General features: G+C 41.4%; 14 protein-coding genes. 3 read left to right on the plus strand and 11 right to left on the minus strand.

All coding sequences use genetic code 11. The annotated features are described in order from the left end of the window. The first annotated feature begins 207 nt into the window (after positions 1-207). Positions 208-900 carry a hypothetical protein gene (locus D6774_02230; protein ID RME78090.1) on the plus strand — a complete coding sequence of 231 codons (693 nt, stop codon included), beginning with the start codon at positions 208-210 and terminating at the stop codon, positions 898-900. 63 nt (positions 901-963) lie between these two features. On the opposite strand, the gene D6774_02235 is transcribed toward D6774_02230, so the two are convergent. From D6774_02235 to D6774_02265, 7 genes are all read right to left on the minus strand, one after another. Continuing rightward, complete coding sequence (locus D6774_02235) at positions 964-2,367, minus strand: cysteine--tRNA ligase (protein ID RME78091.1); 1,404 nt, start codon at positions 2,365-2,367, stop codon at positions 964-966. Next, positions 2,364-3,017, minus strand: coding sequence for a fibrillarin-like rRNA/tRNA 2'-O-methyltransferase (locus D6774_02240; GenBank protein ID RME78092.1), 654 nt, complete (start codon positions 3,015-3,017; stop codon positions 2,364-2,366). Before D6774_02240 ends, D6774_02235 begins: the two co-directional genes overlap by 4 nt. Then, positions 3,014-3,733, minus strand: coding sequence for a hypothetical protein (locus D6774_02245; GenBank protein ID RME78093.1), 720 nt, complete (start codon positions 3,731-3,733; stop codon positions 3,014-3,016). Before D6774_02245 ends, D6774_02240 begins: the two co-directional genes overlap by 4 nt. Positions 3,734-3,886: 153 nt before the next feature. Further along, positions 3,887-5,455, minus strand: coding sequence for a hypothetical protein (locus D6774_02250; GenBank protein RME78094.1), 1,569 nt, complete (start codon positions 5,453-5,455; stop codon positions 3,887-3,889). After that, the gene (locus tag D6774_02255; GenBank protein RME78095.1) at positions 5,452-6,471 is read right to left on the minus strand and encodes a protein translocase subunit SecF; all 1,020 of its coding nucleotides are present in this window, start codon (positions 6,469-6,471) and stop codon (positions 5,452-5,454) included. The genes D6774_02250 and D6774_02255 overlap by 4 nt, the downstream gene beginning before the upstream one ends. Before the next feature lie 168 nt (positions 6,472-6,639). Next, on the minus strand, positions 6,640-8,265 hold the full coding sequence (pyrG, locus tag D6774_02260; protein RME78096.1) for a CTP synthase (glutamine hydrolyzing): 1,626 nt from the start codon (positions 8,263-8,265) through the stop codon (positions 6,640-6,642). Positions 8,266-8,374: 109 nt separating this feature from the next. Next, a complete protein-coding gene (locus tag D6774_02265) occupies positions 8,375-8,941 on the minus strand; it encodes a hypothetical protein (protein RME78097.1) in 567 nt (188 codons plus the stop codon). Between the two features lie 52 nt (positions 8,942-8,993). Between D6774_02265 and D6774_02270 the strand changes: the two genes are divergently transcribed. After that, entirely contained in the window at positions 8,994-9,494 is a 501-nt protein-coding gene (locus tag D6774_02270) for a peptidylprolyl isomerase (protein RME78098.1), read from the plus strand. Beyond that, complete coding sequence (locus D6774_02275; GenBank protein ID RME78099.1) at positions 9,487-9,840, plus strand: hypothetical protein; 354 nt, start codon at positions 9,487-9,489, stop codon at positions 9,838-9,840. Before D6774_02270 ends, D6774_02275 begins: the two co-directional genes overlap by 8 nt. Here the strand turns inward: D6774_02275 and D6774_02280 are convergent. The 4 genes from D6774_02280 to D6774_02295 all read right to left on the minus strand — a co-directional run. Then, positions 9,837-10,283, minus strand: coding sequence for a hypothetical protein (locus D6774_02280; GenBank protein ID RME78100.1), 447 nt, complete (start codon positions 10,281-10,283; stop codon positions 9,837-9,839). The genes D6774_02275 and D6774_02280 overlap by 4 nt on opposite strands. Continuing rightward, entirely contained in the window at positions 10,276-10,866 is a 591-nt protein-coding gene (locus D6774_02285) for a class I SAM-dependent methyltransferase (protein ID RME78101.1), read from the minus strand. Before D6774_02285 ends, D6774_02280 begins: the two co-directional genes overlap by 8 nt. Then, positions 10,859-12,025 carry a hypothetical protein gene (locus D6774_02290; protein RME78102.1) on the minus strand — a complete coding sequence of 389 codons (1,167 nt, stop codon included), beginning with the start codon at positions 12,023-12,025 and terminating at the stop codon, positions 10,859-10,861. Before D6774_02290 ends, D6774_02285 begins: the two co-directional genes overlap by 8 nt. After that, positions 12,022-12,961: hypothetical protein (locus tag D6774_02295; protein RME78103.1), on the minus strand; the 940-nt coding region annotated here is incomplete at its 5' end. The genes D6774_02290 and D6774_02295, both read right to left, overlap by 4 nt.

The raw sequence follows: 12,961 nt of genomic DNA on the forward strand, positions 1-12,961 counted from the left end.
TATGCAACAGCACATAGAAAGTGTTATGGATGATCTAAAAGCCGTAACCGGCGCGCAAAACGTTGTTTTTGGGAATGGAGAGATTGACACGGGCTTTGAAGATATACGCATACTCGTCCATCTTACAAAAGAAGAAAAAGAAGCAGACAAGTAGGGCATAATTTATAAACAAGTTGAACTTATCCCTCTCTCTACGGAAGTGATAACATGGATAACGACAACCTTTATTCGGACCCTCGTAGTTTCTCCCCGATCGCCGATGATCAGGGGCAGGTCATTGCATATGCTACACATGACATAGCAAAGTTTATGAAAAAAAATAGATTAACTACTCTTCCTCAACGCATCATTGGTGAGAACCACTCCTTACGCACCGTTCACAGGCTGAATGAAGCAGACATTCCAGTTCTCTACACAGAAGAATTTAATCATTTAGAAGAAGCAGTGCGTGAAGAACTCGAGGACTACCTTAACGAATTACAAACCTACTACAATCTTCAAGATGATCTTCAACAATTTGTTCCCTGTCAAGAAGTTCTCGTGGAAAAGACCATAGCAGACTATCTAAGAAGAATGAACTCACCCTTGTACGAAGAAAACATTCCTGAATGCTTTGTGGTACGAGGAAAACGAACAGATGGAGACATAGATTTTAGATACGTCACAAGATTACAGGACCCCTCACAAACATTCTACGTGAGCTCTTGTAAATATGAGCCACCACCATCGCTTAATGATCTAGAAAGAATGGAATTTGTTCCCGTCATCCCCATTCCTGAAGAAGTTCACTTTGAGGATCTGCCTAAAAAGCCTATTAATAACATATTAGGTTTTAACGACTTCACTCTTAAAGATCTTGCAAGAGATGAGATAAAGTTGCACAAACACTATGAATTATAAGAAAAACGTCAAAAAACGGTTTGAGAATTAAGACTGTTTTTCTTTACGGTGGTGCGATGATAGTTACTTAGTTACTGCTCGTTTCCAACGCACACCTTGAGGAGTGTCTTCTAAGATGATTCCTTGGTTCTTGAGAATATCTCGTATTTCATCAGCGCGTTTGAAATCCTTATTCTTCCTTGCATCCTCACGTTCATCAACAAGTGCTTGGATATGATCATCAAGAGCTCCCTTTTCATAGTGGAGTACTCCAAGAACTTGGTCGAGATCACGAAGAACTTTAAGCACGCAATCAGCATCATCTGAAGACAAATTGTTTAGCATGATGAGCTTATTTACTTCCCTGATGAATTCGAAAAGAGCTCCAAGAGCGCCCGAAATGTTAAGATCGTCGTCCATAAATGTTTCAAAATCAATCACCAACCGGTCAATAAGCTCATGAACTTTGGGGTTGTGCGCTCCTGAAACAGAAAGTAATTTTTCCTGGAAATCATAAACACGTTGCAGTGTGTTAGGTATGTGTTGCAACGCATCTTCTGTAAAGTTAAGCTCTTGGCGGTAATGTGTTGAGAGTAATTGATATCTAATAGCTTTTGCGTCATACCCTTTTGAGAGTAGATCCCTTAACGTGAAAAAATTACCTTTAGACTTGGACATTTTCTCTCCATTTACGAGTAAATGCGCGTTGTGTAGCCAATAGTTGCAGAATTTCTTTCCTAAAGCGCCTTCTGATTGAGCTATTTCATTAGTGTGATGAGGAAAGATTAAATCACATCCTCCAAGATGCATATCAAAAGGAGTTCCTAAATACTTCGCAGCCATAGCGGAGCATTCAATATGCCATCCAGGCCTTCCTTTTCCCAATGATGTTTCCCAGAACACATCCCCCTCCTCTTCTTGATACGCCTTCCACAAAACGAAATCACGCACATCTTCTTTGCTGTACTCATCTGCATCATTACACCTACCATCCGCGTTTGTTTTTAGATGAGCTGGGTCTATGTGTGCAAGATCTCCGTAATGATCAAATGCGCTTACTCTAAAATACCAAGACCCGTTTTTTTCATATGCTAGTCCTTTCTTCTTGAGCGCCTCAATCATTTCAACCATCTCTTCAATGTGCTCTGTTGCTTTGGGCATGATATCTGCGCGCAGAATGCCTAGTGCGTCAAGGTCTTTGAGAAATTCCTGCGTGTAGTACTCAGTAAATTCTTTAAGAGTTTTTCCTGCCTTTTGAGAATCGCGAATGGTTTTATCATCAACGTCAGTAATGTTTGAAACAAAGGTAACCTTAAATCCCTTGTAGATCAAGTACCTCCGAAGAAGGTCATAGAAAACATATGCGCGAAAATTTCCCAAGTGTGCGAAATTATAGACGGTGGGTCCGCATGCATAGATTCTCACCTTTCCTTCTTCAATGGGTTTGAAGAGTTCTTTTTTACGAGTAAGGGTGTTGTATACGTTCATTTTTTCTTGCAAATGTAGAGTATGTGGTCTTGTTCAAATGGTTCAAGTGTTCTCTTATCCACAACAGTGATGTGTTTTTCAAGTTCACGTAGAACTTCCTTGTATATTATACTTGGCTTTTTTGTAACATCAATTGAACGAGACTTAACACAAAGAAGACCAAAACCTCCTTTTTTAACCAATGCCATGTTTTTGAGAAAAATCTCTACTTGGTTTTTTTGAGCTACGTCTTGAAAAAGAGCGTCAAATTCTATGAGTTGAGGATAGTGTTCTGGGTGATTTGCATCTGCGAGAAGAGGTGCAAGGTTACTCCTCTCTTCACTTAGAAAAACTAACTCTCGGGTAGTTCGGGGAGCGATATCCACTCCAACAACAAATCCATTTTCTCCTACGATATCACTCACATGAGAAATTGTGGTTCCAGTGCTAGCTCCTAAGTAGAGCACTTTTGAATCAGGGTAGATTCCTATTTGACTTGCTCCTTTTTTTATCCCTGCGCAAAGTTTGGATCTGCGAGGGTCCCACTCGCGATACTCAACCCCTTGAACTCTCACAAGGCGCTCCCCATAAACGGATTTTCGAGGAACGAGGTTCTTGGTAAACAAGCGACCCTTTTCTTCAAATACCCCTTTAAGGCGAGTTTCCCTCATGAGAACTTCTCCTCCACTTCTTTGATAAGCACGTCTCCTTTAAACTCTCCCTTGAAATAATCAATACGTGATGCTATTGAGATTTTATCTGCAAGTGCTCGTGCCACGCGTCCTTTATCCTTTTTGCTCGCTTTTGTAACAAGAGGGTGTTGGAAGAGGATTCCGTATTTGGGAGGGCTTATTTTTTTATTCTTAAGATGTCTGAAAAACGCTTTTTCAGCACCTAGCATCTGCACTGTTGATGCAGGAAAGAGCATGAGGTTTTTAATTCCACCTGCAATTGCAAGAAGTTTTGCTCCGATGAGCCCCCCTGCAACCGCCTTAAGATTAGGAAAGTTCTCCTCCATGACCTCGTTGATGTAGTTTTGTTCTTCTTTTTTAAGCTCATAAAGGTCTGCAATGCGTCTTGCAAGGGAGTGCATCTCCTGTACATGTTCTTGAGAGAGATCTGCTCCCATCGTGTTTGGTTCTCGTACATCTCTTCCTTGAAGAAGTATCGTAACAAAAGCCTCATGTGAATCTATTGCGTGTTCAAATTCAGGGTTGTACAATGCGTACCACTCTCTTAATCGTTTTGAGAGGATGTTAAGAACTCTGTCAAGCTCTTCACTTGAACTTATTGCTTGTATGATTAGTTGATCTTCGCTTACGCTCTCACGTATTTTTTTCCTTGTGTACTCTATGAGTTCTGATCTGAGTTTGGAAAGGTTTGACATGTTGTAACAAGATAATTAAGAGTATATAAAGGTGGTGTCGCTCAACCTCTGCAATAACATCATAGGACTGCCCTACGGTGTACTCTTCTTCACCCGTACGCGTTCTAGAATCTTCCTTAAAGACGCTTCCTCTCTTTTACATTAAACCTGTCTTTAAAGAAGTCTTTCCACCATTGCTGCAAAAGCAGGGCGGGTGATTAAAACACCGATGGTAACTCCGATCATCGTAGTTATTGCAAATCCTTTTACAAGACCTGCTCCTGCAAAAAGAAGCGGAATCATTGCAAACATCGTAGTAAGATATGCTCCTATGATAATGAAAAACGCATTTTTAAGCTGTTCTTTGAAGCTTTTTCTCTTGTTTTCTCCTCTTAGGGTTTCATCAGCAATGACAATTTGATCATCAACGCCTGTTCCAACTGCTACGAGAATTCCTGCAATAGCTGCGAGGTCAAGATTCCATCTGATTAAAGCTGCTACGCCCAGAAGAATAATCACTTCTGAGATCATGGTAATCAACATAGGAACCGCAACTTCCCACCTCCTAAATGCTATGAACACCACAAGAGCAACTGCAAGTATTGCAAGTGCTCCCATGATAATTGCTGAGCGTACAAATTCTTTTCCTAATACTGGCGAGACAGTATCTGTTTTGACGATGTTCAATTTTACGGGAAGAGAACCTGTAACAAGAATAGTTTGCATGCGTTTCATGTTGGTAAGTGCATCTTGCACTGCTGCTTGCTCAGTAGGACCCGTTCCTGACCCAGAAATAGAAATATCCGTTGCAGCAACCCCTTTAAGATCTGCTCCGATGTTGAGTGCGTCAACTTCTTGTCCATCAAGAATGAACCTGAGTTGTTCGCTTAGGTAACCGCCACTTCTTGAATTCGGATCTGGGATCACTTCAAGAGGCGCTGTGAGTTCTGCAACTCTTTGCGCTGCTTGAGGAGATAACGAGATAGAAAATCTAAACCCGCAAGCCCATGAGCCATCGCTTAGCGTTCCGCAACCCGTTGAAGGATCAATCCCAGAACACTGGGACGATCTACACACATACGTAAGATCATCTCCTCCGGTAAACGCTGTTTTATTTCCTATGCGCGCTTCAAACACTCCTTGTTTTGCAATGAGTTCTTTAATCTCTGTTTCTTGAGCGCCGGCCATTTCTATGAGAATGTACTGATTTCCTGAAAGATCGTTTGCAGATCTCACTATGACGTCGGAAAGTCCGAAAACGTTGAGTCTCTCTTGTAAGTTTGTAAGAACAATGTCCATATCATCTACAGAGATGGGCTCTTCGGGTTGGAGGAGGACACGAATACCTCCCTGCAGGTCAAGTCCTTTTCGAATGTTTGATTTGGGTGCATCGGCCACCGACAAGCCAATATCTGTATCATTAAGAACAGTAACTCTGTATAATCCTTTTGTTGTTTTGAATTGTAACGTATCTCCTGGCTGTGCTGAACTTACTATTGCATGGTAATCAGCTTCATCTTGAACGACTTGATTGTTAATTGCAATGATACGCTCATAAGACCTGGGAGAATCTTGCGGATTATATGCAGAAAATCCTGCAAGTGATGCGGAACTGTTTGGTGCAACATGAGTGATGATAACTCCTGAAGCAGAGGGATTAGGATTGATTGCAAGTAGTGCAAAAAAAACAAAGAGCAAAAGTAAGAGCACTCTTACGTTAAAAAAGAGTTTTTTGAACTTCATGCTTTTTCCCTCCTCTCCATAAACCACATGAGAATACCTGTGTTTTGCAGCCACGTCACTACAACGTCAACGATAAGACCGATGAATAATATGAGAAGTATTTGTTTGAGAACTTCTGACTGAGTAACTATAAGACCAACAATGAGTGCTGCCATGGTTGTTGCAGTCATTGTCAAACCTGTTTTCATAGCTGAGAGCATCCTTGTGAAAACAGTTCCTTCTTTGTGGCGTAGCACCCTTGTAGTAAGAAGAATATCGGTATCAACAGAATAACCAATGAGCATGAGAAGTGCTGCGATTCCCGCGGTGGACAATTTTACACCCATAATATCAAGTACTGCAAGAGTGATGATCATATCAGATGCTGCAGCAAGCATGATACCTGCACTTGGAATTGGTGTTCTAAAATATGCAAACACCACAACACCCATAAAGATGAATGCGAGAAGAAGTGCGATCATAGTCTCCTTGAAAAAAGACTCTCCGAGACTTGCCCCGATTTCTTCAACACTGTACGATTCAAAGTCTCCAATAACTTGCTTAACTGCTGCTACTAACTCATCTTCAGAAACATCTGCTGCATCAATAATGATACCCACTGGTTGTCCTGCTTGCGTCATGGCACGTGCGTTTACTTCAACACCCAGAATTTTCGCCACATCTGCTTGCACTTCTTTTGCGTCTACTACTTTATCAGTCTGAACGGTGAGGGTAATTCCTCCTTTCAAACTAACGCCCTTATCAATAAACTCACCCGTTTGTGCGTAATGAGCGTACAGAATGCCTAAAGCTACGAGCAAAATAATAAAGGGTATGAACATGAGTTGTTTGTAGTACTTTTTGTAAGTTGCTTCCCACTTATGTTCTTTTGGGGTAGAACGTGGTTGAGGTTCCTCTTTTTTAGGAACATAGCGCTCCCCCCGAGATCTGAGCATGCGCCGTTCTCTTCGTGATGACATAGTACCCCGTGAACTCAAAGCCGTTTTTAAAAGTATTGGAATATGTGCAGAGAACATACGGCGTTTTCATACGGTGCTGCGGACACGCCATACAGACACACAACACCTTCTCACCAAGAACAACAAATCAAAAAAACAAGAGGAGTTTGATGCACCAAGACGAAAAAGACATATTTTACACTACTTCTGTGAGTGTATTAAAGTACCTTATGTAGTACTTTAGTACTAAGAGGTTTTTTCCGCTCTTGCAAGGGTTTCTCGCTCTTTTTTGATGTGCAATGCAGCAGCACATAAACCAAAAAATAACGGCGCTGGCTTGAGCAGACTGCTTTTAAGCTCTGGATGAGCTTGTGTTGCTACGAAAAAAGGATGATCTGTGCGTTCAAGAAATTCCACTAATCTGCCATTTTCCGATTTTCCTGAGAAGCGCAGACCCCTTGTTTCAAGAACTTGATGATACTCTGGATTAACTTCGTACCTGTGCCTGTGGCGCTCAGAGACTTTTTGTGCATTGTAGAGCCGATACACCAAAGAGTCTTTAAGAATAACTGCTTCATACGCTCCCAAACGCATCGTACCCCCTTTTTGTGTAATCCCTTTTTGCTCCGGAAGAATGTCCACTACGCAATGCGTTGCATGTTCCTTCATCTCAGCGCTATGAGCATCGGGCAATTCACACTTATTACGAGCATGCTCAACCACTGCGAGTTGCAAACCCAAACAAATTCCTAAGAAAGGTATTCTGTTCTCTCGAGCAAAGCGAATAACATCTATTTTTCCTTCAACACCTCTTGTGCCAAACCCTCCAGGAACAATTATTGCATCCGCTTCTTCTAATTTGAGTAATTCTTGTGCGTTTGTGGTTTCCACCCATAAAATTCGCGGCCTTGCTTTAAGATGCGCACAGGCATGATGAATTGCTTCAACAACACTTGCATAACTATCTTCAAGAGCTGTGTATTTCCCTGCGATTGCAATAGTAAGTTCATCATCTGCTTTTGCAATGTTTTGCACAAGATCAGACCATTCTCTTAGATTTGGGCGAACATTCATTTGAAGCTTTTCATTGAGGATGTCCATTAAGCCTTCATTATAGAAGACAAGAGGGATCTTATAGATAGAATCAACGTCAAGACCTGTGATTACTGCACGAGGAGAAACATCACAAAACGTAGCGATTTTTTTCTTAATACCCTCTTCAAGATACTCAGAGCAGCGTCCGATAATGATATCAGGCTGTATTCCCTTTTGTCGCAGGAGACCTACTGATTGTTGAGTTGGTTTTGATTTTTGCTCACCCACACCTGGCGGAATAGGAACGTATGTGAGGTGTATGTAGCACACATTTTCTTCACCCAAATCATGTTTGAGTTGGCGTGCAGCTTCAATATGCATTTCGGTTTCAATATCGCCCACCGTTCCCCCTATTTCTATGAGCATCACATCTGCGTTTTCTTCTTCTGCAATGGACTTCCACGTCTCTTTGATTTGGTCAGTGACGTGAGGGATCATTTGCACCGTCTTTCCAAGGTACTCCCCCTTACGTTCTTTTTCGAAAATACTTTGGTAGATCTTACCCATTGTCACATTCCAATGAGCTTTACAAGAAATACCAAGGAAACGCTCATAGTGTCCAAAGTCCATATCTGCTTCTTCACCATCATCAAGAACGAACACTTCCCCGTGTTCAATAGGGTTCATCGTTCCAGGATCAATGTTAAGATACCCCTCGCATTTAACGGGAATTACTCTTTTTTGTGATGAGAGAAGAAAACCAATGGATGCCGCTGCGATGCCTTTGCCTAGCCCCGAGAGAACCCCACCAGTAACTACAATGTATTTTGTCGGCATCAACAGTTTTAAGAGACTGTGAGATTTAAAAGAGTTATTTACTCATAAACAGGTACGAAACAAAAAACCTCTGCTCGTATCAAAATGCGCCAAAATGCGCCAAAATACATCAAAGTGCTTGGAAGAGTTGCGAGTATACTTGAAAACCATCAAAACCGGGAATGGGTAACATGTTAAAGAGGAATAGAACTCCATTAATCCTTTGAGTTAGCACTACTGCCTTAACATATTTTGATGGAACTTTTTGAAGCTTCAAGGCAATCTTACATGCAAGGTAGAGTAGTAGATTTACTCCTGGGCCTGCAAATGCGATAAGTGCGTGTGGGATGTGTCCCGCAAAACCTTGAATTGCAACATAAGCAGGAACAAAAAAGATAAACCCTGGCATGAACAGTTTAAGTAAGACTCCTATTGCCAACCAAGTATATGCTGCGTGAAATACTGCATGTAAACCAAATGCAAGAGCTACGAATTTATGCCCAAATTCATGAAGAATGATTGCAGGCGCCGTAACAACGATTGCAAAGGTGAAATCGTCATACTTTCGGCTTTGAATTGCTCTGAGCGGGTCGTACACTTGTGGAGCAGGGGCTCTGAACATGTCTTTGAAGATAAACCCTACTGCAAGAGTCATGATGATGATATCTATGATTTCTTGAATGCTGAAAAGGGTCATAGGAGTGTGAAATACCCAAATGTTTAAAAAGCCTTTTCCGGGCATTCGCTCTATGAGTATTAAGAAAGGACAAACCGTGCGCGTACATTACACGGGAAAATTTGTTGATGGAGTAACGTTCGATAGTTCAGAAGGAAAAGAACCTCTTGAATTTACCGTAGGACAAGGCCAAGTCATCCCTGGTTTTGATGAAGGGGTTGTTGGCATGAGTGCTGGCGAGAAAAAAACAATTGAGATTGAACCAGAAAATGCATATGGCCCAGTTGATGAAAACGCTCGCATTGAACTTCCACGGGACCAACTACCACAAGACATTGAACCAAAAGAAGGTATGAGACTTACCATGCAAGCACCAAACGGTCAAGTATTTTACCCCTTGATTAAAGAAGTCAAGGAAGATTCTATCATTCTTGATCTTAACCACCCTCTTGCAGGAAAAAAACTCATCTTCGATGTAGAGATCATAGAAGTAAAAGATGCACCCGAAGCACAAGAAGTGAAAAACGAAGAGTCGGAAGAGCACGTTCATTCTGAAAATTGCAACCATGACTGATCTTGTAGCAGTACTCTCAACAGGAAAGGGTACGTGGGGACATGTCTCACGCCTAATTGCAGAAGGTGATTGGGATAACATTTTCCTTATCACCAACGAGTTTGGAAGAGAAAACTATTCTGGAGAAAAAGATGCTACGATGTGCGTCGTTAATTCACGTGCGCCTATGGATGAGTTGATCGCAGAGATTAAAGAGCATCTCAAAGGAAAACTAGGAGATGATGTTGCTCTTAATATCATTTCAGGATCAGGAAAAGAGCACATGGCACTTCTTAGCGCACTCATCTCTCTTGAAGTTCCCTTCAGAATGGTAGCTTTAACAACAGAAGGAATCAAAGAAATCTAGTTAAACTGTATTTGTGGTTCCGGTCGCTCAACTAAGAGCACGCTTAATTCTTTTTCTTTCCCCTTTTCAATGCCGTAACGTACGTGAATTGTTGAACCAAAAAACGTTTTAGGTAGCAAAAAAGATTTAGTAAATTCTGAAGTTATTTCAGAAGAGGAATACGTCTTATTTGTCTCTTCTACAAAGATATAATATTTGTGTGGTGAGCCTGAAATTTTTATCTGCACAAGAGGTTGTATTGTTGGCTCGTACTGCAGTGTGTTGAGAACTACTTGCGCAGTAAACGAGTCACTCTCCGTGCTATTACTTGCTTTCATTGCGGAATAAAACTGCGCGAAGGATGCGTACGTGATTGCAATGAGAAGAATGCAGATTGCAATAAAACAGAATAAAATTTGTTTTGAGAGTTTATCAAAATCCTTGATAAGAGATTTTTCAGACATATGCGCAGTAGACCGAGTATCCAGAACCCCTGCCAATCACCTCAACATTTCCATAGACTTCTTTCATGAACTGAGCAAACGATTTTCCTCCCTTTTGCGTTCTTGCAACGATCTGCAAAGACCCTCCTTTTTTGAGATGATCCTTTGCATTCTCAATTAATCTTAAACAGATCTGTTTTCCTGCAGTTTGCGGAGGATTAAACAAAATTACATCAAATCGTTCTTGGATATTCTCAAAACCATCACTTTGACATAATTTGATGTGAACGTTGTTTCTCTTCGCATTCTTTTTTGTTTGCTCTACTGCGCGTTCATTCACATCGCTTGCATGTACCTCCAAGTCAGGATACTTGAGTTTAGCGTATAGTGCAACAGGTCCCCAGCCACAGCCAAGATCAAGAAGAGATCCTTTTGAGGGAATCCTTGCGTATTTTAGTAGCACTTGCGTTCCTTTGTCAAGCTTTGAGAGCGAAAAAAGTCCCGAGACCGTTTCAACAGTAAAGGACGTACCATTTATGGTAATGTCAAATTCCTTATATGTTTTCTTACTCGTGGGTTTTTTTGAATAATAATGTTCAGTCACGTTTCTTCACCACCCAATAAATGTTAAATGCAATGAGTATGAGTACTACTAGTATGAGAAGAGAGTCCTTATTAAACTGTTTTGATGCCGCTGCTGCCTTTGCCGTAATCGGCTCTATGCTTTCAAGCTTGGCTCCTGTTTCTGAGAGTTCAAGAGATCTTTTTTGAGTGGTTCTGTCAAAGGGAGAGATAATGTCTATTGCGAGTGTGTATTTTCCTTTTGTGAGTTTTTGAGTTGGGAAGAACAGATCTACTTGTTGTTCTCGGTATGCTTCTATTGACGTCTGAGGGGATTGTGCGAAGACGAGAGGTTGATTTCCTTGTGATATTGTTGCTTCAAGTCGAACATTGTTTACAGGCTCGAACCAATCGTTGTAGAGCACCGCTCTTGCATGTGCTGCTTCTCCAATCTCAAAGCTCTCAAGAATAAGTTGAGAGAGACCTATCGCGGGCGTTCCTACAACAAACTCCCTTTCAAGAACCTCTGTTAGATCTGCGTAGTGGATTGTTGCTTTTGCAGTGTACCTGTTTTTTCTTAGGGGCGTCTTCCAATACGCGGTGAGTTTTTTATGATCTGATGATGGGAGGTTTATAAAATCTGTTTGTGCTGATCCTACTGTACGTCCATCTAATTCAATTTCAATCGTTGCGTGAACATTTTCAAGGTCTTCCAAACCAGTATTCTTTACAGGTATGCTAAATTCTATTGTTTCTCCCGGATTTGCCTTGCCAGCATAGAAGTCTGCTTCAATTGCTATTCCTTCCAAGGGAACAAGGAGCGTCCATGAAGAAATAACTGCGAATTGAGCAGCCATTGCTTGTGAAGATTCTTTTTCTTGAAAAATAACGATTTCAGTTACGTGCTCACCTCCCGGTAGCTGAGAAAGCGGTAAGATGAGTGTGTAGGGTATGAGTATTCTTTCCTGATCAGATGACACTTCAAAATCAGTGAGTGAAAAGTTGAGATACTGCGCAAGTATTCCTTGCACTGCGACATGTGCTGTGAAGGATTCATGTTGATTGTTAATAAGAACCAACTCTCCTCTAACAACTTTTCCTGGTGCGTAATCTATTATTTTCTTGGAGGGCGCAACACCAAGCGCGCTCACACTGATAAGAAGTGTTACGAACAGGGTGAAGAAAATAATCTTGCGAATCATGTCTGCGCCCCCACAATGGTTAATGTTGATTGTCTTAGTGCAGGAAGCTCTGAAGATGGAACTTCTACGCGGATGTCAATCTGAGCGGAATTGTTGGAAGTCTCATACTTTAATCCTCTTATGATTGTCTGATTACTTGCAGAGATATCAACCCAAGAGGTAAGTGAACCCGTCCAATTAAATGAATTAACCTCTGTGCTGTTATCTGCCTTAAATTGCCAGTAGGAGCTCGGGAAGGCGACGCTTGTGAAGAGAGCGTTTGAAGCTGAAATATTGAGAATATCTGCCTTAACATTTCCAGAATTTTCAATAATGAACGGCAAGGGATTATCATCCTCAGTATCATTAACCTCTCCAGGCATCATATCTCCAAAGTCAACTACGTTGCTCACAAAACTTAAGATGATCGTAGGCTCAATGCTAAAGTTGAATGTTTCGGATGTGTTGGTAAGAGAACCATCACTTGCAGTGACTGACCAGTAATGCACCCCACACTCATCAGTTGTATTAAGACCACTGATGGTATAGTTAGTATCCGTTGTGATAAACGTTCTTTGAGGACAAAGGTCGCTTGTTAAGTTAAGTTGATAGGAGATAGGATCTCCTTCGTTATCTGTTGAAGCCGTCCAGTTGAAAACTTGAGTTCTGTTAATAAGCGAAGTGTTTCCATCCGTAGGTGTGAGAAGAACCGGTTTAGTTGGAGCAGTATTCACGTCTGGAAGAATTGTTATGTTATTTGAGCATACTTTGCTTCCGTCTGCAAACCCATCGTTTGGTGTGACGCACGCTTCCCACACATCTCCCACACTTGTCTCCGTACTAACAATAAGATCTGTCCTGTTGTTGTAGAGCGCTTGAATTTGCTGAGGTGTTAAAGCCCTATCAAAAATTTGTATATCGTCAATGTTGCCTTCAAAAAAATTAGAACTTCCTGAA

The organism is Candidatus Woesearchaeota archaeon (assembly GCA_003695435.1).
In the GTDB taxonomy this organism is placed as follows: domain Archaea; phylum Nanobdellota; class Nanobdellia; order Woesearchaeales; family UBA11576; genus J101.

Excerpts from the sequence above, each read along its gene's own strand:
- D6774_02230 (RME78090.1), top strand. The coding sequence starts at position 208 with ATGGATAACGACAACCTTTATTCGGACCCTCGTAGTTTCTCCCCGATC.
- D6774_02235 (RME78091.1), bottom strand. The coding sequence starts at position 2,367 with ATGAACGTATACAACACCCTTACTCGTAAAAAAGAACTCTTCAAACCC.
- D6774_02240 (RME78092.1), bottom strand. The coding sequence starts at position 3,017 with ATGAGGGAAACTCGCCTTAAAGGGGTATTTGAAGAAAAGGGTCGCTTG.
- D6774_02245 (RME78093.1), bottom strand. The coding sequence starts at position 3,733 with ATGTCAAACCTTTCCAAACTCAGATCAGAACTCATAGAGTACACAAGG.
- D6774_02250 (RME78094.1), bottom strand. The coding sequence starts at position 5,455 with ATGAAGTTCAAAAAACTCTTTTTTAACGTAAGAGTGCTCTTACTTTTG.
- D6774_02255 (RME78095.1), bottom strand. The coding sequence starts at position 6,471 with ATGTTCTCTGCACATATTCCAATACTTTTAAAAACGGCTTTGAGTTCA.
- pyrG (RME78096.1), bottom strand. The coding sequence starts at position 8,265 with ATGCCGACAAAATACATTGTAGTTACTGGTGGGGTTCTCTCGGGGCTA.
- D6774_02265 (RME78097.1), bottom strand. The coding sequence starts at position 8,941 with ATGACCCTTTTCAGCATTCAAGAAATCATAGATATCATCATCATGACT.
- D6774_02270 (RME78098.1), top strand. The coding sequence starts at position 8,994 with ATGAGTATTAAGAAAGGACAAACCGTGCGCGTACATTACACGGGAAAA.
- D6774_02275 (RME78099.1), top strand. The coding sequence starts at position 9,487 with ATGACTGATCTTGTAGCAGTACTCTCAACAGGAAAGGGTACGTGGGGA.
- D6774_02280 (RME78100.1), bottom strand. The coding sequence starts at position 10,283 with ATGTCTGAAAAATCTCTTATCAAGGATTTTGATAAACTCTCAAAACAA.
- D6774_02290 (RME78102.1), bottom strand. The coding sequence starts at position 12,025 with ATGATTCGCAAGATTATTTTCTTCACCCTGTTCGTAACACTTCTTATC.